Annotated in this window: 22 protein-coding genes; 4 read left to right on the top strand and 18 right to left on the bottom strand. The window is 52.1% G+C overall.

Going from position 1 to position 22,343, the window contains the following annotated elements; translation table 11 throughout:
* Window positions 1-2 precede the first annotated feature (2 nt).
* The 9 genes from pabC to yceD form a co-directional block, all read right to left on the bottom strand.
* The gene (gene pabC / locus FEK47_RS05500; protein WP_130215902.1) at window positions 3-812 is read right to left on the bottom strand and encodes an aminodeoxychorismate lyase; all 810 of its coding nucleotides are present in this window, start codon (window positions 810-812) and stop codon (window positions 3-5) included.
* Between the two features lie 119 nt (window positions 813-931).
* Window positions 932-2,173, bottom strand: coding sequence for a beta-ketoacyl-ACP synthase II (gene fabF, locus FEK47_RS05495; RefSeq protein WP_130205545.1), 1,242 nt, complete (start codon window positions 2,171-2,173; stop codon window positions 932-934).
* Between the two features lie 89 nt (window positions 2,174-2,262).
* Entirely contained in the window at window positions 2,263-2,499 is a 237-nt protein-coding gene (acpP, locus tag FEK47_RS05490) for an acyl carrier protein (protein ID WP_000103754.1), read from the bottom strand.
* Window positions 2,500-2,709: 210 nt separating this feature from the next.
* A complete protein-coding gene (gene fabG, locus FEK47_RS05485) occupies window positions 2,710-3,444 on the bottom strand; it encodes a 3-oxoacyl-ACP reductase FabG (RefSeq protein ID WP_001008542.1) in 735 nt (244 codons plus the stop codon).
* 12 nt (window positions 3,445-3,456) lie between these two features.
* Entirely contained in the window at window positions 3,457-4,386 is a 930-nt protein-coding gene (gene fabD, locus FEK47_RS05480) for an ACP S-malonyltransferase (protein ID WP_135486292.1), read from the bottom strand.
* Window positions 4,387-4,401: 15 nt separating this feature from the next.
* Window positions 4,402-5,355, bottom strand: coding sequence for a beta-ketoacyl-ACP synthase III (gene fabH / locus FEK47_RS05475; RefSeq protein WP_130205541.1), 954 nt, complete (start codon window positions 5,353-5,355; stop codon window positions 4,402-4,404).
* Window positions 5,356-5,422: 67 nt separating this feature from the next.
* Entirely contained in the window at window positions 5,423-6,493 is a 1,071-nt protein-coding gene (gene plsX, locus FEK47_RS05470) for a phosphate acyltransferase PlsX (protein ID WP_074399521.1), read from the bottom strand.
* An 80-nt stretch (window positions 6,494-6,573) separates the two neighbouring features.
* Entirely contained in the window at window positions 6,574-6,747 is a 174-nt protein-coding gene (gene rpmF / locus FEK47_RS05465) for a 50S ribosomal protein L32 (RefSeq protein ID WP_000290727.1), read from the bottom strand.
* Between the two features lie 51 nt (window positions 6,748-6,798).
* Window positions 6,799-7,320 (bottom strand): 23S rRNA accumulation protein YceD, encoded by a 522-nt coding sequence (gene yceD / locus FEK47_RS05460; protein WP_001174481.1) that lies wholly within the window; start codon window positions 7,318-7,320, stop codon window positions 6,799-6,801.
* Window positions 7,321-7,518: 198 nt separating this feature from the next.
* Between yceD and yceF the strand changes: the two genes are divergently transcribed.
* Complete coding sequence (gene yceF / locus FEK47_RS05455) at window positions 7,519-8,103, top strand: 7-methyl-GTP pyrophosphatase (RefSeq protein WP_135486293.1); 585 nt, start codon at window positions 7,519-7,521, stop codon at window positions 8,101-8,103.
* 111 nt (window positions 8,104-8,214) lie between these two features.
* Here the strand turns inward: yceF and rluC are convergent, their stop codons facing one another.
* Window positions 8,215-9,174, bottom strand: coding sequence for a 23S rRNA pseudouridine(955/2504/2580) synthase RluC (rluC, locus tag FEK47_RS05450; protein ID WP_130258298.1), 960 nt, complete (start codon window positions 9,172-9,174; stop codon window positions 8,215-8,217).
* 572 nt (window positions 9,175-9,746) lie between these two features.
* On the opposite strand from rluC, the gene rne reads away from it, so the two are divergent.
* The 3 genes from rne (at window position 9,747) to FEK47_RS05435 (ending at window position 13,853) form a co-directional block, all read left to right on the top strand.
* A complete protein-coding gene (gene rne / locus FEK47_RS05445; RefSeq protein WP_135486295.1) occupies window positions 9,747-12,938 on the top strand; it encodes a ribonuclease E in 3,192 nt (1,063 codons plus the stop codon).
* Window positions 12,939-13,071: 133 nt separating this feature from the next.
* Window positions 13,072-13,365 carry a DUF1778 domain-containing protein gene (locus tag FEK47_RS05440; protein WP_130205535.1) on the top strand — a complete coding sequence of 98 codons (294 nt, stop codon included), beginning with the start codon at window positions 13,072-13,074 and terminating at the stop codon, window positions 13,363-13,365.
* Window positions 13,362-13,853: a GNAT family N-acetyltransferase gene (locus FEK47_RS05435; RefSeq protein WP_135486296.1), complete on the top strand. Its 492-nt coding sequence runs from the start codon at window positions 13,362-13,364 to the stop codon at window positions 13,851-13,853. Before FEK47_RS05440 ends, FEK47_RS05435 begins: the two co-directional genes overlap by 4 nt.
* A gap of 97 nt (window positions 13,854-13,950) precedes the next feature.
* On the opposite strand, the gene flgL is transcribed toward FEK47_RS05435, so the two are convergent.
* The 8 genes from flgL to flgE form a co-directional block, all read right to left on the bottom strand.
* The gene (flgL, locus tag FEK47_RS05430) at window positions 13,951-14,904 is read right to left on the bottom strand and encodes a flagellar hook-associated protein FlgL (protein WP_130215892.1); all 954 of its coding nucleotides are present in this window, start codon (window positions 14,902-14,904) and stop codon (window positions 13,951-13,953) included.
* Window positions 14,905-14,915: 11 nt separating this feature from the next.
* Window positions 14,916-16,559: a flagellar hook-associated protein FlgK gene (gene flgK, locus FEK47_RS05425; protein WP_135486297.1), complete on the bottom strand. Its 1,644-nt coding sequence runs from the start codon at window positions 16,557-16,559 to the stop codon at window positions 14,916-14,918.
* A 65-nt stretch (window positions 16,560-16,624) separates the two neighbouring features.
* Window positions 16,625-17,566, bottom strand: a complete 942-nt coding sequence (gene flgJ / locus FEK47_RS05420; protein ID WP_135486298.1) for a flagellar assembly peptidoglycan hydrolase FlgJ — start codon at window positions 17,564-17,566, stop codon at window positions 16,625-16,627.
* Complete coding sequence (flgI, locus tag FEK47_RS05415; protein ID WP_130258293.1) at window positions 17,566-18,663, bottom strand: flagellar basal body P-ring protein FlgI; 1,098 nt, start codon at window positions 18,661-18,663, stop codon at window positions 17,566-17,568. The genes flgJ and flgI overlap by 1 nt, the downstream gene beginning before the upstream one ends.
* An 11-nt stretch (window positions 18,664-18,674) precedes the next feature.
* Window positions 18,675-19,370, bottom strand: coding sequence for a flagellar basal body L-ring protein FlgH (flgH, locus tag FEK47_RS05410; protein ID WP_135486299.1), 696 nt, complete (start codon window positions 19,368-19,370; stop codon window positions 18,675-18,677).
* Window positions 19,371-19,413: 43 nt separating this feature from the next.
* Window positions 19,414-20,196, bottom strand: coding sequence for a flagellar basal-body rod protein FlgG (gene flgG / locus FEK47_RS05405; protein WP_000625837.1), 783 nt, complete (start codon window positions 20,194-20,196; stop codon window positions 19,414-19,416).
* A gap of 158 nt (window positions 20,197-20,354) precedes the next feature.
* Complete coding sequence (gene flgF / locus FEK47_RS05400) at window positions 20,355-21,110, bottom strand: flagellar basal-body rod protein FlgF (RefSeq protein ID WP_135486300.1); 756 nt, start codon at window positions 21,108-21,110, stop codon at window positions 20,355-20,357.
* Between the two features lie 19 nt (window positions 21,111-21,129).
* Entirely contained in the window at window positions 21,130-22,335 is a 1,206-nt protein-coding gene (gene flgE, locus FEK47_RS05395; protein WP_135486301.1) for a flagellar hook protein FlgE, read from the bottom strand.
* Window positions 22,336-22,343: the final 8 nt, after the last annotated feature.

Below are 22,343 nucleotides of genomic sequence, written 5' to 3'. Positions count from 1 at the left end.
GACTAATTCGGGTGCTCACAAAGTGGGGCTAAATATTCATATAGCGTTGTTGACGAAAAGAAGACATCATCACAGGCACGCACAGGCATAACTGGCATCAGCGCATTACAAACCATCACTTCATCTGCCTGCATCACGTCTTCCAACGAGGCTTGCACTTCGGCAATCTGATAGGAGGATTGTGCCAGTAAACGGATACAGAATTGTCGCATAATACCGTTAACTCCAGCCTGATCCAGACGCGGCGTGTAGACCACGTTGCCTTTACGCCAGAACAAATTAGCTGCACAGCATTCCGTAACCCACCCTTCACTGTCAAGAACCAGCGCCTCGTCGGCGTTTGTCTGCTCAAGATGAGAGCGAATCAACACTTGCTCAAGACGATTAAGATGTTTAATTCCCGCAAGATGAGGATTGCGTCCCAGGCGTACCGGGCTTAGTGCCAGCAGCATTCCCTCTTTGCGTAAGCGGTCGTAATGCGTTGGGTAAGCCGTAACTGAGAGCATGCGCGTTGCCGGTCCGCTGTTTAACGTACTGTAACCTCGCCCACCACTGCCACGACTGATCACCACTTTCAGCACTCCATTCTGCTGCTCTGCCGCCAGAGTCGCCATCTCGTGCTCAAGCTGCACCCAGAAGTCACAAACGATCATTAACCGCTGACAGGCTTCCTGTAGTCGCGTAATGTGCGCGGATAATAAGCTGACTTTACCGTCGATAATTCTGGCTGTCGTGAAACAGCCATCGCCAAATTGTATGGCCCGATCGCTTGCTGCCAGCGAATCCTGTTTATGACCGTTAATTAAGAACATACCGGCTCCTTATAATAGGATTGTAAGTGTGGCAGCATGTTCACTGCGGAACAAGTCTGAATAAAATCTAAGAAAAAAGGCCCGCAAGCGGACCTTTTATGTAGGTGGGAAATGGCGACTTAGATCTTTTTGAAGATCAAAGAACCATTGGTGCCACCGAAGCCGAAGGAGTTACACAGGGTGTATTCCATTCCGCTGACCTGACGCGCTTCATGCGGCACAAAATCCAGATCGCAACCTTCATCCGGGTTATCCAGGTTGATGGTCGGCGGAACAGCCTGATCGCGCAGCGCCAGGATGGAGTAGATAGACTCTACTGCACCTGCTGCACCTAACAGGTGACCGGTCATGGATTTCGTGGAGCTTACCAGCACACGGCTTGCAGCTTCACCGAAGATAGTTTTCACGGCCTGCGCTTCAGCTTTATCGCCAGCTGGCGTAGAAGTACCGTGCGCGTTCACGTAGCCAATCTGGCCAGGCTCAATTCCTGCGTCACGCAGAGCATTTGCCATTGCCAGTGCTGCGCCTGCGCCGTTTTCCGGCGGCGACGTCATATGGTAAGCATCGCTGCTCATACCAAAGCCGACGAGTTCAGCGTAAATTTTCGCACCGCGTTTTTTCGCGTGTTCGTACTCTTCAAGTACCAGCATACCGGCGCCATCGCCCAGTACGAAACCATCACGCTCTTTATCCCACGGACGGCTAGCCGCTTGCGGGTTATCATTGCGGGTAGATAATGCACGTGCCGCGCCAAAACCACCAACGCCCAGCGGCGTACTGGCTTTCTCTGCGCCACCTGCAACCATCACGTCAGCATCGCCATACGCGATAATACGCGCAGCTTGACCGATGTTGTGCACGCCAGAAGTACAGGCGGTCGCAATAGAGATGCTTGGGCCACGCAGGCCATACATGATAGTCAGGTGACCTGCCACCATGTTCACAATCGTTGACGGAACGAAGAATGGGCTGATCTTACGCGGACCACCGTTCATCAGAGATGTGTGGTTTTCTTCGATCAGTCCGAGGCCGCCAATCCCGGAGCCAATTGCGGCACCAATGCGGGTTGCGTTCTCTTCCGTTATTTCAAGGCCAGAATCCTGCATGGCCTGAACGCCAGCGACAATTCCATATTGAATGAAGGCATCCATCTTGCGCTGTTCTTTGCGCGAGATAATGTCCTCACAGTTAAAATCCTTTACTAAGCCAGCAAATTTCGTTGCATAGGCGCTAGTATCGAAATGGTCGATTAGGCTGATGCCACTCTGACCGGCAAGCAGAGCTTTCCAGGTAGACTCTACGGTATTGCCGACAGGAGACAACATGCCCAGTCCGGTCACAACTACACGACGCTTAGACACGTTTGTCCTCCAGGGAGGGAAAAAAATGATTCTAGTGGGACAAAAAAGAAAAAACTCAGGCGGTCGAACGACCGCCTGGAGATGTTCACTTACGCCTGGTGGCCGTTGATGTAATCAATGGCAGCCTGAACGGTGGTGATTTTCTCAGCTTCTTCGTCCGGAATCTCAGTATCAAACTCTTCTTCCAGAGCCATTACCAGCTCAACGGTGTCAAGAGAATCCGCGCCCAGGTCTTCAACGAAAGAAGCATTGTTGGTAACTTCTTCCTGCTTAACGCCCAGCTGTTCGCCGATAATTTTCTTAACGCGTTCTTCGATAGTGCTCATACTCTTAAATTTCCTATCAAAACTCGCTTTCGCGATGGTTTTCGTAGTGTATAAAATGTTGAAAAATTTGCAACTAAATCCCGGCAGGTCTTACCACGATTTTGCGTTATTTTGAGGCCATACCCCCCAACAACGCAAATCATTTTGCACTTATTATTACTCATAACCACGCAGACTGCGCGCAACATGAGCATTTTGTGCAAATCGCGGTCAGACCATGTACATCCCGCCGTTCACATGCAAAGTTTCACCCGTGATGTAAGCTGCTTCGTCGGATGCCAGGAATGCAACCGCGTTGGCGATTTCCTGTGCGCCGCCGAGGCGACCCGCAGGAACCTGCGCCAGGATACCCGCACGCTGGTCATCGCTCAGCGCACGTGTCATGTCCGTTTCAATAAAGCCCGGAGCAACAACGTTTACAGTAATACCGCGTGACGCAACTTCGCGCGCCAGTGATTTACTGAAGCCGATCAAGCCCGCTTTCGCCGCAGCGTAGTTGGCCTGACCGCCATTTCCCATGGTACCAACCACAGAACCGATAGTGATAATACGACCATGACGCTTTTTCATCATAGCGCGCATTACCGCTTTTGACAGACGGAAAACAGATGAAAGGTTGGTTTCGATAATATCGTTCCACTCATCATCTTTCATTCGCATTAACAGGTTATCACGAGTGATACCGGCATTATTGACCAGGATATCGACTTCACCAAATTCTGCGCGAATTTTTTCCAGAACAGATTCGATAGATGCCGGGTCGGTCACATTCAACATCAGACCTTTACCGTTGGCGCCTAAATAATCACTGATCGCCTGAGCACCGCTTTCACTGGTCGCAGTACCGATAACTTTCGCGCCACGAGCTGCGAGCGTTTCAGCGATTGCACGGCCAATCCCGCGGCTAGCACCGGTTACCAGTGCGATTTTTCCTTCAAAATTCATGTTGTTCCTCTTTTAAAGCTCGAGCGCCGCTGCCATCGCTGAAGGTTCGTTCAGCGCCGAGGCGGTCAGGGTGTCGACAATACGTTTCGTCAGGCCAGTAAGCACTTTGCCCGGCCCCACTTCATAAAGATGCTCAACGCCTTGCGATGCCATGTATTCAACAGATTTTGTCCATTGAACCGGGTTATACAACTGACGTACCAGTGCATCACGAATGGCATCGCCATTGGTTTCGCATTTGACATCAACGTTATTCACAACCGGAACGGTCGGCGCGTTAAAGGTGATTTTCGCTAATTCAACCGCCAGTTTGTCGGCAGCGGGTTTCATCAGCGCACAGTGAGAAGGTACGCTCACCGGCAACGGCAGCGCACGTTTCGCGCCCGCAGCTTTACAGGCAGCGCCAGCACGTTCAACCGCTTCTTTGTGACCAGCAATAACCACCTGGCCCGGAGAGTTGAAGTTTACCGGAGAAACGACCTGACCTTCTGCTGCATCTTCACAAGCTTTCGCAATAGACGCATCATCCAGACCGATGATTGCCGCCATTGCGCCAGTTCCTTCCGGTACGGCTTCTTGCATGAACTTGCCGCGCATCTCAACCAGACGTACCGCATCAGCAAAATCAATCACACCAGCGCAAACCAGCGCGGAGTATTCCCCCAGGCTGTGACCGGCCATCATCGCCGGTGCTTTACCGCCCTGCTGCTGCCATACACGGTACAGTGCAACAGAGGCAGTTAACAGTGCTGGCTGAGTTTGCCAGGTTTTATTCAGTTCTTCGGCTGGCCCCTGCTGGGTCAGCGCCCACAGGTCATAGCCCAGCGCCGCAGAAGCTTCAGCAAAGGTTTCTTCGACAATTGGATAGCTCGCCGCCATATCAGCCAGCATGCCAACGGTTTGAGAACCCTGACCAGGGAACACAAATGCAAATTGCGTCATGTTTAAATCCTTATCCTAGAAACGAACCAGCGCGGAGCCCCAGGTGAATCCACCGCCAAAGGCTTCAAGCAGAACCAACTGCCCCGGCTTAATACGCCCGTCGCGTACGGCTTCATCCAGCGCGCACGGTACAGAAGCGGCAGAGGTATTACCATGACGGTCCAGCGTCACAACGACATTGTCCATTGACATGCCGAGTTTTTTCGCCGTTGCGCTGATAATACGCAGGTTCGCCTGATGTGGAACCAGCCAGTCCAGTTGGGAACGGTCAAGATTATTTGCTTCCAGCGTCTCATCAACGATGTGCGCCAGCTCCGTTACCGCAACTTTGAAGACTTCGTTGCCCGCCATGGTCAGATGAATTGAATTCTCTGGATTCACGCGGTCGGCGTTTGGCAGCGTCAGCAATTCACCATAACTACCGTCGGCATGCAGATGGGTAGAGATGATTCCCGGCTCTTCAGAGGCAGCCAACACCGCAGCGCCCGCGCCATCGCCAAAAATGATAATGGTCCCACGATCTGTGGGATCGCAGGTGCGCGCCAGTACATCGGAACCGACGACCAGAGCATACTTCACCGCGCCAGATTTCACGTATTGATCGGCCACGCTCAATGCATAGGTGAAACCTGCGCAGGCTGCGGCAACGTCAAACGCCGGGCAGCCTTTGATGCCCAGCATGCTTTGGATCTGACATGCTGCGCTCGGGAAGGCGTGGGTGGCAGAAGTCGTTGCCACAACAATCAGGCCAATCTGGTCTTTATCGATGCCTGCCATTTCAATTGCACGCGTTGCCGCTTCAAAACCCATGGTTGAAACGGTTTCGTTTGGCGCAGCAATATGGCGTTCGCGAATACCGGTACGAGTAACAATCCACTCGTCAGAAGTATCCACCATTTTTTCCAGATCGGCGTTTGTCCGCACTTGTTCGGGCAGATAGCTGCCAGTACCAATAATCTTCGTATACATGTACGCTCAGTCACTTTTCGGTTATATACCGTCACTTGCAAACTGCGAGTTCGCTGGCAGCGTCCTGCTACCGCAGAGTTCCGCTTTTGCCATCGTCCAGCAGCTCAAAACCAGCTGGGTATACAGATTTCAGGCGAGCGGCAATTCGCTGAGGAACTTGTCGCTGCACCGCCTGCACTGCCTGTTCAATCGCGACCGCAAAAGCTCGCTGATTGGCCGCACCATGACTTTTTATCACCGTGCCGCGCAATCCTAACAGACAGGCGCCGTTATACTGGTCGGGGTTGAGGTGACTGAATCGCCTCGTCAGGCTCTTTTGTAGCCAACGCTTTAATAACAGTAGCCACCACGACCGTTTTTTTCCTTCACCCTGAGATTTCAGCAGAGAAAGGAACATCCTGACAACACCTTCCATCGTCTTTAATGTGACATTTCCTGTAAAGCCGTCACAGACCAGCACATCTGTCTTGCCAGTTAATAACTCATTGGCTTCAAGATAGCCGATGTAATTGATAGAAGGGATTGTTTTCAGCACAGCTGAGGCATCCTGAATGCTGTCAAGACCCTTCACTTCTTCTTCACCAATATTGAGCAACGCCACGCGAGGGTTGGGAATTTCCACCACCTCTTCAGCCAAAACAGAGCCCATAATGGCGAATTGCACCAACATTGTGCTATCACAATCGACGTTGGCCCCTAAATCAAGGACCACCGTTTTGCCCTTTTGCTGATGCGGCAGCACCGTCACCAACGCAGGACGCTCAATCCCCTCAAGGGGCTTGAGTAATAATTTTGCCAGTCCCATCAACGCTCCGGTATTACCGGCGCTGACGCAGGCTTGTGCTCTACCTTCTTTAACCAGCTCCAGCGCCACGCGCATTGAGCTACCGCGACTGGCGCGAATAGCTTGCGAAGGCCGGGCATCACTGGCGATAACTGACTGCGCAGGGATAATCTGCAGACGCGAACGTTGTTCAAAGTCAGCTTTAGCAAGTAATGGCGTGATGGCGTCGGGATTACCGACTAAAAGAAGAGTGAGTTGCGAATTAGAATTCAGTGCCTGCAAAGCTGCAGGCACTGTCACGGAAGGACCGAAATCCCCTCCCATGACATCTAACGCCAGGGTTAGACGTGTCAAGGTATCGTCGCCGCCCGGTTTGGTCTTTCCCCAGTTGCCTGGGGAAAATCCTCACTAAGCTTCATCACGCAGACGCGTGATTACTTAGCGATGACCTTGCGGCCGCGGTAGTAACCGTCGGCAGTGATGTGGTGACGCAGGTGTTTTTCACCAGAAGTTTTGTCTACAGACAGGCTGGTGACTGCGGTCAGCGCGTCATGGGAACGACGCATGCCACGTTTGGAACGGGTTGGTTTATTCTGTTGTACGGCCATGGACCTTACTCCTCAATTACGGTTTATCCCCGATCCAACGGGGAGCACCAATTACTTACGCTTTAAGCTGGCTAATACGGCAAATGGGTTTGGCTTTTGCGCTTCTTCAGGCAGTTCACCAAAGACCATGTCCGCTTCGGACACTTCACAGTGTTCAGAATCATGCACCGGAACTACCGGCAAGGCGAGGATGATTTCATCTTCAACCATTGCAAGCAGATCGATTTCACCGAATTCGTTAACCTCAATCGGTTCATACGCTTCCGGCAGTGCTTCAGCCTGTTCGTCTGAACGCACAGGACTAAAACAATACGTTGTGTAGACCTGATGAGTAAACGGCTTCCCGCAACGCTGACACTCGAGCGTTACCGTCACCTTCGCATCGCCGTTTAACACCGCGAGACGTTGGTTATCGATAGCGAACGACATGGAGCATTCCACATCACTGTCCACACTGACCACAGATTCGGCGACGCGCTCAACCTGATCAGGAGTATAAATACCCTGGTAATCAAGGCGTTTTTGAGCCGTACGAACCGGATCGAGAGTCAGGGGTAATTTTACCTTTTGCATAGGGCGCGCATATTAACTTTGTAACGTCATAGAGTCAAAGAAAAAGGCAGCCTGTGGTTGCCTTTTGCCAATAATTCGCACACATTGCGGGTTACTGCTTTATTTTCGTTCAGTGCTGACAACGAACATCAACCTGCAAAACGAAGCGCATAGTTTAAAATGGCTATCATCAATACGCTATATCTGATGGAAAAAAATATGCCTAAACTTATTTTAGCCTCCACATCGCCCTGGCGCCGCGTCCTACTGGAAAAACTGCAAATCTCTTTCGAATGTGCCGCGCCGGAGGTCGACGAAACCCCGCGCAGCGATGAATCACCGCGCCAGTTGGTGCTTCGACTGGCGCAGGAAAAAGCGCAATCCCTGGCGTCACGTTATCCGGATCATTTAATTATTGGTTCTGATCAGGTGTGTGTACTGGACGGTGAAATCACTGGCAAACCGTTAACGGAAGAAAATGCCCGTCAGCAATTACGTAAAGCCAGTGGCAATATTGTCACCTTCTATACCGGGCTGGCGCTGTTTAATTCGGCGAATGGGCATCTGCAAACAGAAGTTGAACCTTTTGACGTCCATTTCCGTCACCTGAGCGAGGCGGAGATTGATAATTACGTGCGCAAAGAACATCCCCTGCACTGCGCAGGCAGCTTTAAGAGTGAAGGGTTTGGTATTACGCTGTTTGAGCGCTTAGAGGGGCGTGACCCTAACACGCTGGTTGGTTTGCCGCTTATTGCGCTCTGTCAGATGTTGCGCCGGGAAGGGCAAAACCCGCTGATGGGATAATTTTATGGGCCGGACGCGTTTACGCCGCATCCGGCAATTGGTGCTGACTGCCTGATGCGGCGAAAATGCCTTATCAGGCCTACCGCCTACTACCAGGTTTATATGCTCGCATTAACGCGTGTTACGCAGTTTCTGCAAACAACGCTTCAAACCATCATCCATTGGCGCTTCGATACGCATCACCTCACCGGTCCCCGGATGCGTAAACTTCAACGCCGCCGCATGCAGGAACAAACGATTTAACCCCGTTCCCGATTCAGTTAGTTGTTTATCGAATTCACGGTCGCCGTAACGATCGTCAAACGCTATCGGATGACCGGCATACTGAGTATGCACACGGATCTGATGAGTACGTCCGGTAACCGGGCTACAACGCACCAGGGTGGCAAACGCATAGCGTTCCTCCACTTTAAAACGCGTTTCGGATGGTTTACCTTCCTGACTCACACGCACAATACGCTCACCGCTTTGCAAAATATTCTTCAATAACGGCGCTTGTACACTCTTCACGTGTGACTGCCACTGGCCGCGCACCAGCGCCAGGTAATCTTTCTGCATGCCTTTTTCACGTAACTGCTCATGCAGCGAACGTAACGCCGAGCGTTTTTTCGCCACCAGCAGCACGCCTGAAGTGTCTCTGTCGAGTCGATGCACCAGTTCGAGGAATCGCGCTTCAGGGCGCAACGCCCGCAAACCTTCAATAACGCCGAAACTTAAACCACTGCCGCCATGTACCGCCGTGCCGGACGGTTTATTCAGCACCAGAATATGATCATCTTCATATAAGATGACATCCGCCAGCGCCGCCACTTTTTGCAAATGTGGCGACACCGCATCTTCTTCCCGTTCGGCAACGCGAACTGGCGGGATACGCACTTCATCGCCAGCTTCGAGTTTATATTCAGGTTTAATACGTTTTTTGTTCACCCGTACTTCACCTTTACGCAAAATACGGTAGATCATACTTTTTGGTACGCCTTTCAGTTGGGTACGCAAAAAATTATCGATACGTTGCCCTGCTTCGTCAGCAGTGATAGCAACGATTTTTACGGATGGAGTCTCTGTTTTCATGGTGGGCGATTCTAAATAGCCAGCAGGATTCGCGCCACTCATTTTTCTATGCTTATATTTAGTTTTGCACCTTATTACTTCGCAGGGTGATCACCTAATTGGTGGTTATTAAACCAATCGCCAGCAAGAAGTGAAAAAACTGTGAGTAAGTGGGTGATAAATGGTAAAAGTCATCTTGCTATAACAAGGCTTGCAATGGAATAATGAGAACGTTTCCGTGTCCAACCTTGTTAAAACAAGAAATTTTACGGAATAACCCATTTTGCCCGACCGATCATCAACGCAGCAATGGCGTAAGACGTATTGATCTTTCAGGCAGTTAGCGGGCTGCGGGTTGCAGTCCTTACCGGTAGATGGAAATATTTCTGGAGAGTAATACCCAGTCTGTTTCTCTGATAATTGCGCTGTTTTTCCGCATGAAAAACGGGCAACCGACACTCTGCGCCTCTTTGAGCTGACGATAACCGTGAGGTTGGCGACGCGACTAGACACGAGGCCATCGGTTCACACCCGGCAAGGCGTTACTTTGCCCGCAGCTTAGTCGTCAATGTAAGAATAATGAGTAAGTTACGATGAAAAGAATGTTAATTAACGCAACTCAGCAGGAAGAGTTGCGCGTTGCCCTTGTAGATGGGCAGCGTCTGTATGACCTGGATATCGAAAGCCCGGGGCATGAGCAGAAAAAGGCTAACATCTACAAAGGTAAAATCACCCGCATTGAACCGAGTCTGGAAGCTGCTTTTGTTGATTACGGCGCTGAACGTCACGGTTTCCTCCCTCTAAAAGAAATTGCCCGCGAATATTTCCCAGCTAACTACAGTGCTCATGGTCGCCCCAACATTAAAGATGTGTTGCGTGAAGGCCAGGAAGTTATTGTTCAGATTGATAAAGAAGAGCGCGGCAACAAAGGGGCTGCGCTGACCACCTTTATCAGCCTGGCGGGTAGCTATCTGGTTCTGATGCCAAACAACCCGCGCGCGGGTGGCATTTCTCGCCGTATTGAAGGCGACGACCGTACCGAATTAAAAGAAGCACTGGCAAGCCTGGAACTGCCGGAAGGCATGGGGCTTATCGTGCGTACCGCAGGCGTCGGCAAATCTGCCGAGGCGCTACAATGGGATTTAAGCTTCCGTCTGAAACACTGGGAAGCGATCAAAAAAGCCGCTGAAAGTCGCCCTGCTCCGTTCCTGATTCACCAGGAGAGCAACGTAATCGTTCGCGCATTCCGCGATTACTTACGCCAGGACATCGGCGAAATTCTTATCGATAATCCGAAAGTGCTCGAACTGGCGCGTCAGCATATCGCTGCATTAGGTCGCCCGGATTTCAGTAGCAAAATCAAACTGTACACCGGTGAAATTCCGCTGTTCAGCCACTACCAGATTGAATCCCAGATTGAGTCCGCCTTCCAGCGTGAAGTCCGTCTGCCGTCTGGTGGCTCCATTGTTATCGACAGCACCGAAGCGTTAACCGCCATCGACATCAACTCCGCACGTGCAACTCGCGGCGGCGATATCGAAGAAACTGCGTTTAACACCAACCTGGAAGCTGCTGATGAAATTGCTCGTCAGCTGCGTCTGCGTGACCTCGGTGGTCTGATTGTTATCGACTTCATCGACATGACGCCAGTACGCCACCAGCGTGCGGTAGAAAACCGTCTGCGCGAAGCGGTGCGTCAGGACCGTGCTCGTATTCAAATCAGCCATATTTCTCGCTTCGGCCTTCTGGAGATGTCCCGTCAGCGCCTGAGCCCGTCGCTGGGTGAATCCAGTCATCACGTTTGTCCGCGTTGTTCCGGTACTGGCACCGTGCGTGACAATGAATCCCTGTCGCTCTCTATTCTGCGTCTGATTGAAGAAGAAGCGCTGAAAGAGAACACCCAGGAAGTCCACGCCATTGTTCCTGTGCCAATCGCTTCTTACCTGCTGAACGAAAAACGTTCTGCGGTAAATGCCATTGAAACTCGTCAGGACGGCGTGCGCTGTGTGATTGTACCAAACGATCAGATGGAAACACCGCACTACCACGTGCTGCGCGTGCGTAAAGGGGAAGAAACGCCGACCTTAAGCTACATGCTGCCGAAACTGCATGAAGAAGCGATGGCGTTGCCGTCTGAAGAAGAGTTCGCTGAACGTAAGCGTCCTGAACAACCTGCACTGGCAACCTTTGCTATGCCGGATGTGCCACCAGCGCCAGCTCCGGCTGAACCTGTAGCGCCTGCAGCAGCCCCGGCACCTAAAGCGGCACCAGCAACGCCAGCAGCTCCGGCACAACCGGGTCTGTTGAGCCGCCTTTTCAGTGTACTGAAATCGCTGTTCAGTGGCGGTGAAGAAAGCAAATCGGTCGAGCAACCTGCACCAAAAGAGGAAGCGAAACCGGAGCGCCAACAGGATCGCCGTAAGCCTCGTCAGAACAACCGCCGTGACCGTAATGAACGCCGCGACACGCGTAGCGAACGTACAGAGGGTAGCGATAATCGCGAAGAAAACCGTCGTAATCGTCGCCAGGCGCAGCAGCAAACGGCTGAGACGCGTGATAGCCGTCAGCAGGCTGATGTAACGGAAAAAGCGCGTACCACTGACGAACAGCAAGCGCCGCGTCGTGAACGTAGCCGCCGCCGTAACGATGATAAACGTCAGGCGCAACAAGAAGTGAAGGCGCTGAATGTTGAAGAGCAATCTGTTCAGGAAACCGAACAGGAAGAACGTGTACGTCCGGTTCAGCCGCGTCGTAAACAACGTCAGCTGAATCAGAAAGTGCGCTATGAACAAAGCGTTGCGGAAGAAGTGGTCACCGCACCGGTGGTTGAAGAAACTGTCGCTGCCGAGCCTGTTACTCATACTCAGGAAGCGCAAGCCCCGAGCACTGAACTGGTGAAAGTACCGCTGCCAGTCGTAGCGCAAACTGCGTCGGAACAGCAAGAAGAGAACAGTGCCGATAACCGTGACAACGGTGGCATGCCGCGCCGTTCTCGCCGCTCGCCTCGTCACCTGCGCGTGAGTGGTCAGCGTCGTCGTCGCTATCGTGATGAGCGTTATCCAACCCAGTCGCCAATGCCGTTGACCGTAGCGTGCGCGTCTCCGGAACTGGCCTCTGGCAAAGTCTGGATCCGCTATCCAATTGTACGTCCGCAAGATGTACAGGTTGAAGAACAGCGCGAACAGGAAGAAGTACAAGTGCAGCCGATGGTGACTGAGGTACCTGTCGCCGCCGCTGTCGAACCTGTTGTTGCTGCGCCGGTTGTTGAAGAGGTGGCTGAAGTTGTAGAAACACCTGTTCAGGTTGCAGAACCGCAACCAGAAGTTGTTGAAACAACGCATCCTGAAGTGATTGCCGCAGCGGTAACAGAACAGCCTCAGGTGATTGCCGAGGCCGATGTTGCCGTAGCGCAGGACGTTGCAGAGCACGCAGAACCGGTAGTTGAACCGCAGGAAGAGACGGCAGACATTGAAGAAGTTGCCGAAACTGCCGAGGTTGTGGTTGCCGAACCTGAAGTTGTCGCTCAACCCGCCGCCCCGGTCGTCGCTGAAGTCGCAGCTGAAGTTGAAACGGTAGCTCCTGTTGTATCCGAGGTAACCGTTGAACATAACCACGCCACTGCGCCGATGACACGCGCTCCGGCACCGGAATATGTTCCGGAAGCACCGCGTCACAGTGACTGGCAGCGCCCAAGCTTTGCCTTTGAAGGTAAAGGTGCCGCAGGTGGTCATGCAGCAACACATCATGCATCTGCTGGCCCTGCTCGTCCGCAACCTGTTGAGTAAAACTTAACTCAAAGTGATCAAGCCCTGGCAACCGCCGGGGCTTTTTATTTCAGGGGCAGTGCCTTTGCTGTAATGACATTAGCGTTACATATGTTGTATAATTATTATCCATATAAAGCTGAAGGATTTTTTTATGCCAGCCGCCAACAACATTCCAGCCAGGCGCGAATCTTTAAATCTGCGCATAAAACCCGCAGAACGCGATCTTATCGACCGGGCCGCTAAAGCCCGAGGAAAAAATCGCACCGAATTTGTCCTTGAGGCCGCCAGAGCCGCAGCTGAAGAGGCGCTCATTGAGCAGCGAATTTTCAGGATGGATTCTGATGATTATCAGCTATTTTTGAATCGGCTGGATCAGCCACCCGCGCCCAATTCTGCATTACGCAAAACCATGCAAACACCCGCGCCGTGGGAACAGAAAAAATGATTCAGGCCCCCGAACCACTCCAGGCAAAGCATCAATTCATCTCTTTTTGCTCGGGGGTAGAAACGATGGATAACTGGCTAAAGCAGAGGGCCCTAAAAAATCAGCTTGCAGGTGCATCACGTACATTTGTTGGCTGTGATACTCATAGCAACGTTTTGGCTTATTATTCGCTTGCCTCAAGCGCCGTCGAAATGCATGTCGCAACAGGACGATTTCGCCGTAATATGCCAGAACCGATCCCTGTTGTAGTACTTGGTCGTTTGGCAATAGATAAATCATTACAGGGTCAGGGTATCGGTCGCGCGATGGTCAGAGATGCCGGTCTACGAGTACTACAGGCAGCTGAAGTCATTGGTATTCGCGGAATGTTGGTCCATGCGTTATCAGACCAGGCCCGCGAGTTTTATCTGCGAGTGGGTTTTGAGCCGTCACCTGTCGATTCTATGATACTGATGGCAACATTGGCTGATTTGCAGGCATGTCTGTAATAGTTCTTTATGCCTCATAGCAAAAAAATGCCGCCCCGGCGATCCCAGAGCAGGCAGACAAAACATACCCAGTTTCATGATATGTTTTAAAGCGAGCTTATTTGTTGAGTTGGAAGAGTGACAATCCCTGCATATCGGTAAATGCTTTGTACGACGCCTGCAATGCCGTTTGCTGCATGATGTAAGAGGAAATAGTTGCATTCCAGTCCACATCAACCAGATCACTCATCTGCTGCGTTTGCCCTAAAGCGCGATCGCTACCTAATGAATCCAGCGACTCCAGTTCATTCAGTTGCGTGCCGAGTTCAGCACGTACGGTCAGGACATTATTCAGTGAGTTTTTCAGGCCACGGTTGGTTTTATCCAATGCCGCAGCGGCAGTTTCTTTATCCGCTTCGCTATCCGCGACTGGCGTTTTTAGCGCCGCGATGGCGCTATCCAGCATAGCAAACAGGTTAGTTTCAGAATCGCTACCGTCAGGTTCCGCTACCGCGTTGCTGGTGATACTGTTGAAAATTTTGTCACCGGTATGCCCTATCACCATTGAGCGAGAGGCATCGACCTGCTGCTTAATACTTTCTGTTCCGCCGACATAATCACCGTCAGCTTCACTAAACGGCGCGGATTCTGTTTTATAACCGGCAAAAATGTAGCGCCCGTTCCCATCCGTGGTATTCGCCAGATTTAACAACTGGTCGCGGATCCCCTGAATATCCGTTGCCAACGATGCCCGGTCATCGTCACTTAACGTGCCGTTGCTGGCATAAACAATTTTTTCCTGGGCATTCTGGATTGCCGTCGTCACCTGGCCAAGCACGCTTTCTTCCAGCGACACCTTTTGGGTTGCAAAAGTCCGCGCCAGTGTGTACTGGCTGTTTTGCGCCTGCGCCTGGGAGAGAACTACGGCTTGTGATGCTGCAATGGGATCGTCAGAAGGGTTAACGACTCGCTTACCCGTCGACATCTGTTCGCCGTACTTCATCCATTCCGCCTGAGAATTGGTAATACCACGCATATTTTGCTGGTACATCATCTGGGTACTGAAACGCATCTTATCTCCCCTTAGCGAATGTTAATCAGCGCATCAAAAATGGCATTCGCCGTCTGCAGAACCTGTGCATTGGCCAGATAATACTGCTGAAAACGTTGCAGATTGCCGTACTCTTCGTCGAGATTGACGCCAGAGATAGACTGCTGCTGATTAGAAAGTTGCGTCACCACATTACTTTGAGTAGTGCTGCTGGTTTTCAACGTGGCGGTTTTATTCCCGATATCGCTAACCAACGAGGCATAGGCATCGTTAAAGGATTTCCCCCCGCCGACCGTTTTGCCATTAGTTTGCAAATCCAGCAGCGCCTGACCATTGCGGTTGTCGCTTTCACCGGCAGTTTCGTCGCTGGCCATGGCGATTTTCGCTTCGTCAGTGATTAGTACATCCATATTGACGATGGCATCGCTTACCGGTTTCAACGTGAAGCTGTCGTTTGGTTTTGGCGTTCCGGTGAAGGTCAGTTCCAGACCATCAAATGAGACTTTACCGTCGGCATCCGGCACCACCGTAAAAGTGGTATTGCTGGCCAGACGGGTGACCTGCCACTGATTATCTTTGAACGAGATTTTGTAATCTGTCGCCAGCACAGCGGAACTATCGGTTACCGTAGCACCGATCGCGGAGCTTCCTTTGTTTTTGCTATTTTCCAGAACAGCGGGCTTACCAATAGCAAAGAAATCCTCCCCTTCTTTACCATTGGCATCATACCCCTTGTTATGTTGGGCATTGAAAGCCTCAGCAAATGCCAGCGCCAGTTGCCCGAGCGTATTACGCGTCTGGTCCAGGTCCTGAGAACGAAATGTCAGAATGCCGCCCAGTGACCCCGTATTCAGCAATTTCTCTGGGATCTCGATATTTTCCGCCGTCCCATCAACATAAGCGACTGTCGTACGAGAAGGATCGGCACTGGATGGGACTGCTGCAAGCTGACGTGCCGAACTGCCCTGAACCAGCGAATACCCATTGGCCATGGTGATATTGTAAGTACCGCCATCCTGAACGCTGACCTCAACACCAACGATCTGGTTTAATTCACTCACCAGTTGATCGCGTTGATCAAGGAGATCGTTGGGTGAAGCCCCTGCTCCCACGCCTGTTAAACGGGAGATCTGATCGTTCAGGCTGGCGATTTGTTTGGCATAATTATTGATCTGGTCGACGCTGGCACCTATCGCGATATTGACCTGTTTGTCCTGGTCGCGCAGATACTGGTCGGTGGTTTTAAACTGATTTACCAGACCTTCCGCCTTGCCAATCAGCGCCTGCCGCGCAGCCGGATCTTCTGCGTTACTGACCAGCGTTTGCAAACTGGTAAAGAAGTCCTGCATTTGCGTTGCCAGCGACGTGGTGCTGCCAGAGAGCATATTGTCGATTTTCGACATTTGCTCATAACGGGAAGTCAGGCCGCTACTCTGGGTCTGAGCCGCACGTAACTGATTGGTAATAAACGCATCGTATTCACGCTGCACGCCAGAAACATAGACGCCATTGCCTCCCCAACCGCCCGCACCTAACGTACTGTTAGCCTGCGCCATAATGGTGGTTTGTCGGGTATATCCGGCAACGTTATAGCTGGAAATATTATTACTCGCCGTATTTAACGCCGCCTGGGCAGCGTTAAGCCCGCTCATGGCGTTATTAATCAAGCTGGACATGGAGGTTCCTTGTAAGCCTTCAATTACAGAGCATTATCGGCAGACACCCGCCGGACTTGAATTATTCAGAACAGATTATCGATACTCATACTGTAGGTTTTGCTCACCTTGTCGCTTACCGATTTCAATTGCTGAATCATATTGGTGAGTTTGCGGGCATACTCAGGATCGGTAGCATAGCCCGCGTCCTGTAATGCCTGCGCCCCCAACTCGGCGCTGGCAGCGCGAGTCACGGCGGCGTAGCGTGGATTACGGGTTAACAGCCCAACGTAATCTGACAATGCTTCGAAATAAGAACTGTAAACACGAAACTTCGCCTTAACTTTCTTCGCTTCGCCGTTTTCATATTCGGTAGTAGTGATTTCAGTAACTGGCCCCTTCCAGTTACCTGACGCTTTTACGCCAAACACGTTGTAGCTCGGCTCGCCATTTTCGCGACGAATTTGTCGTTGTCCCCAGCCTGATTCCAGTGCAGCCTGGGCGAGGATCAGGTGATGTGGCACACCGCTTTGCTGACTTGCCAATTGAGCTGGCTGCGAGAGCTGTGCAAGGAACGCTTTGCTGTCACCAGGCAACAAAGCATCGAAATTGTGCGGTAAAGCTTTTTGCACCATCTGCTTGAGCGCTTTATTTTGAAAACTCATCACTGTTTCAAGTGGAAATTTCATCGGTCCTGCAGGCATTTCTTCTGCGGACAATGGCTGCTCTGGCGTCATCTGTTTTACCATCATCTCCGCAAGTCCCAGACCTTTGCCTGCTGTCATCTGTTGGGCTATCTGCTGGTCATACATGCTGGTGTAGAGCCGGGTATTCTCGCTGCTGAACAGGCCATCTTTCGGTAAGGCTTCACGCATGCTTTTTAGCATCATCTGCACAAACATCCCTTCCACCTGGCGAGCTACCGGGCGAATATTTGCTGCTGGATCTTCGCCCGCTTTCGCTTTCAGATAGTTAAGTGATTGTGCATCCCAGGCGGCGCTCGCCAGCAGTTTGCTGTCGCTAATCATCAGATGATTTCCAGTTTTGCCCGCAGACATCCCGCGCTTTGCATAGATTGCAGTATGGACATTAAATCCATCGGGGTGGCTCCCAAGGCGTTGAGCGCGCGCACCACGTTATTGAGGCTGGCGCTGGAACGCACGCTTTGCAGCGAACCGCCGCTCTGGCGTAAGTCGATCTGTGTTTGTGGCGTTACCACGGTCTGCCCGCCACCAAACGGCGTATCTGGTTGGCTGACATTGGCCTGACGATTTACCGTAACCGAGAGATTGCCCTGCGCCACCGCGCAGCTGTCGAGGGTCACTTCACGATTCATCACCACCGAACCGGTGCGCGAGTTAATCACTACTTTGGCGTCCTGCGGGGTGACATTGACCTGCATATTCTGGATATCGGCAAGGAAACGCACCTGGGAACTATTACCGTTCGGCACGCGAACCTGAATAGTTCGGGCATCTAACGCCGTGGCACTGCCGAATCCTCGGGTGCGGTTGATGGTATCGGCGATCTGCTGCGCCATCGCGAAGTCTTCGTCATTTAGCTGCAAATTGAGGGTATTGCCAGCGCCGAATTGGCTGGGCAATTCGCGCTCAATAATCGCACCGTTGGTGATCCGCCCGCCATTCAGTTGGTTAACCTGAACACTGCTGCCACCCGCCGATGCCCCCGCGCCTCCGACCAGAATATTGCCCTGCGCCAGCGCATAAACCTGGCTGTCGACGCCCTTAAGCGGTGTCATCAACAACGTACCGCCACGCAAGCTTTTGGCATTACCCATGGAAGAAACCACCACATCGATGGTTTGCCCCTGGCGTCCAAACGGCGGAAGTGACGCCGTCACCATTACCGCAGCGACGTTTTTTAGCTGCATATTGGTGCCAGTCGGAACGGTAATTCCCAACTGTGAGAGCATGTTATTAAGCGTTTGAGTGGTAAACGGCGTCTGGGTTGTCTGGTCGCCCGTACCGTCAAGGCCAACAACAAGACCATAACCAATCAGCGAGTTTTGTCGTACGCCCTGTACGCTGGTGAGATCGCGGATGCGGTCAGCCTGTGCAACGGTCGCTACCAGCAGAAGAATGAATACAGAGAGAAATTTAATCACCACAGCCTCACTTACATTGGAGACAGGTTAAGGAAGAAACGCTGTAACCAGCCCATGTTTTGTGCTTCGTTAATGTAGCCATTGCCAACGTACTCAATACGCGCGTCTGCCACCTGGGTTGACGGTACAGTGTTGCTGCCACTGATAGTGCGTGGATTGACCACGCCGGAGAAACGAATAAATTCCGTACCCTGATTAATGGCTATCTGTTTTTCGCCCACCACATGCAGGTTGCCGTTGACCAGCACCTGATCAACCGTCACGGTCAAGGTACCGCTAAAGGTATTGCTGGCATTCGCCCCGCCTTTACCATTGAAGCTATTACCGCCAGAGGCATCGACATCGGCACGGGCATTACCAAACAGCCCTTGCAAATAGCGCGGCACAGTATCAAACCCGAAGTTGGTTTTTCCGTCGCGGCTGGCATTAGCAGACGAACTCTTGCTGGCGCTGACATTCTCCTGCAACACAATAGTCAGCGTATCGCCGATATTGCGTGGTCGGCGATCTTCAAATAACGGCTGATAGCCATAATTAATCGGCTGAGCAGACTGAAAAATGGAACCATTGGCGACGGGCGTCGGGCCGGGTACAGGTTGTGCCGTGGTCACCCCCTGCACCAGCGGGGGGGACGGGATCCAGGCGCAGCCGGTCAGTGAAAGCACCAACAAGGTGGAAATGCCGTATTTTTTTCGCATGGCTATCATCTTCAAAAATCAATAAACCGGTAAGTTGCCCTACCGGTATGCTTTAGAGTTGCGTCAGTTTTTGCAGCATCTGGTCGGTGGTGGATACCGCTTTACTGTTGATTTCGTAGGCGCGCTGTACCTGAATCATGTTGACCAGTTCCTCCGCTACGTTGACGTTAGACGTTTCAACATATCCTTGATACAACAGCCCAGCGCCGTTCAGACCTGGCGTGCTTTCGTTCGGTGCGCCGGAGGATTGTGTTTCGGTGTAGAGGTTTTCGCCAATGCTCTCCAGGCCAGTGTCGTTCATAAAAGTGGTGAGATTGAGTTGTCCAACCTGAACCGGAGCAGCCTGGCCTTGCTGGGTAACGCTGACCACGCCATCACGACCAATGGTAATACTTAACGCATTCGCCGGAATGGTGATTGCTGGCTGCACCTGAAAACCGCCCGCCGTCACCAGTTGTCCGTTCTGATCCACCTGGAAAGAGCCGTCGCGGGTATAGGCTGATGAGCCATCCGGCAGCATGACCTGGAAAAAGCCCTGCCCTTTAATCGCCACATCTTTGCTGTTATTGGTTTGCGACAGGTTGCCCTGGCTGTGTAAGCGTTCAGTGGCGACCGGACGTACTCCCGTACCGATTTGTAACCCGGATGGCAAGGTAGTTTGTTCGGAAGACTGCGCGCCAGGCTGGCGAATAGTTTGATAAAGTAAATCTTCAAACACCGCCCGCTGGCGCTTGAAACCATTGGTACTGACGTTTGCCAGGTTGTTGGCAATGACGTCCATATTGGTTTGCTGGGCGTCAAGGCCCGTTTTGGCGATCCATAATGAACTGATCATAAAATGTCCTGTAGTGGATTGCTGACAAATCGCATATGTCTTCTTGCCGGATGCGGCGTACACGCCTTATCCGGCCTACAAGAGCTCGCAAAATCAATAAATTGCGAATCATCCCGCAGGCCCGTCGGGCAACTTATGTTTGTCATGTATCCTTTCAATTAACTCATCGACAGCAGTTGGTTGGCGCGACCAGCGTTATCATCGACGCTGCTTATTACTTTCATCTGCATTTCAAAACGCCGCGCACTGGCAATCATGTCGCTCATTGCCGAAACGGCATTAACGTTGCTACCTTCCAGCACGCCCGACATCACCCGTAACGTCGGGTCAGCCTGTAACACCGGACCACGCGTGGCCTGACTTTCCGCACTCAAACGAAAGATCCCATCATCACCACGCTGCACTTCACTGTCCATGGCTTTCACCAGTTTCAACCGTCCTACTGGCGCAACGGTATTTGCCGGATCGCCCGGATTGAGCGCCGAAATGGTGCCATCGGCGGCGATAGTAATTTCCGCCCCTTCCGGCACGGCAATCGGCCCCGCCTCGCCAATCACCGGATACCCCTGAATCGTCAGTTGTCCACCGGGATCAACCTGAATGCTGCCATTACGCGTATACCCTTCGCTGCCGTCAGCGGTCTGCACGGCCAGCCAGCCATCCTGCTGCAACGCAACATCCAGGGGGCGCGAGGTGTAATCCATCTTGCCGGACGTCATATCTGCACCTGGCGTAGATGCCGTCACCAGAGTGCGTGTGGGCAGAGAAAGCCCTTCCACCGGCACTGCGCGCAAGGCGTTTAACTGCGCGCGAAAACCGGGCGTGGAGGCATTCGCCAGATTGCTGGCGGTCACCGCCTGTTGATTCAGCGTCTGGCTGGCGGCGCCCATCGCGGTATAGATTGCGTGATCCATCGAGCTATCCCGTCAGCAATTAGCGTAAGTTAACCAGCGTGTTGAGGATCTGATCCTGAGTTTTGATGGTCTGGGCGTTAGACTGATAGTTACGCTGGGCGACAATCATATTGACCAGTTCTTTGCTGAGATCGACGTTGGACGCTTCCAGGGCGCCGTTGGTCAGTGCGCCAAAATTGCCGGTCCCGGCGGTTCCCAGCAGCGCTACACCAGAAGATTGCGTTGCAGACCAGACGTTGTCCCCCTCTGATGCCAGCCCTTCGTTGTTGGCAAAGTTGGCCAGCACAATCTGCCCCAGCAATTGGGTTTGTTCGTTCGAATAGTTCCCGACTACCGTGCCGTCATCGTTGATTTGATAACTCACCAGATCGCCCGGTTTGTAACCGTTCTGGGTGGTTGCCACAATATTGTTAGCGCCGGTGTTTTGCTGCATAGAGTTGAGGAAGCTGAGGGAGAATGTCGCAGGATCCGCGCCGTTAATCGCGCCAGTGGTAATATCCTTTGTTGGATCCGACTTCAGAACACCATTGGCATCAAATTCCAGTGTTGTCGCTATCGTTGCAATGCTGTTTGGAGCACTACTATCCTGGGTGTAAACATCCCAGGTATTATCTTGCGTCTTCACAAAGTAGACGCTCATGTCATGGGCATTACCCTGACTGTCATACACCGTTACCGAACCTTTTTTGTTATAGCTATCGGCATCACTGGCGCTGAATGGCGTAACGGTAGGAAGCGTATCACTGGAGTTAAGGTTAATCTGCATGGACGCCGTGGTCGTGGTCTTCGCCGCCATCAAGGTATTTGGAATCGAAATATTGCCCGGATTCGCCCCTTGCTGGATGGTCGGAGGCGTACCGGTTGCCGGATACCCAGTCAACTGTAAACCTTGCATATTCACAAGGTTACGGTTTTCATCCAGTTTGAATTGTCCGTTACGGCTGTAAAACACCGAACCGTTACTGTCTACCAGACGGAAAAAACCGTTCTGGCTGATAGCAACGTCCAGCCCACGACCAGTATTTGTGGTAGTGCCATCGGTAAAATCCTGAGTGATGCCTGCAACTTTTACTCCCAGTCCCACTTTCGAACCAGCAAACATATCAGCAAAAGAAGCCGTGCCGGATTTAAAGCCATAGGTGGCGGAGTTGGCGATATTGTTGCCAATGACATCGAGATTGGTGGCAGCAGCGTTTAATCCGCTAACCGCTTGAGAAAAGGCCATGACTGACT

This window comes from Escherichia sp. E3659 (assembly GCF_005781135.1).
Taxonomy (GTDB): Bacteria; Pseudomonadota; Gammaproteobacteria; order Enterobacterales; family Enterobacteriaceae; genus Escherichia.
The sequence above is the reverse complement of the archived record's forward strand: the minus strand, read 5'-3'. Positions and strand labels throughout refer to the sequence as shown.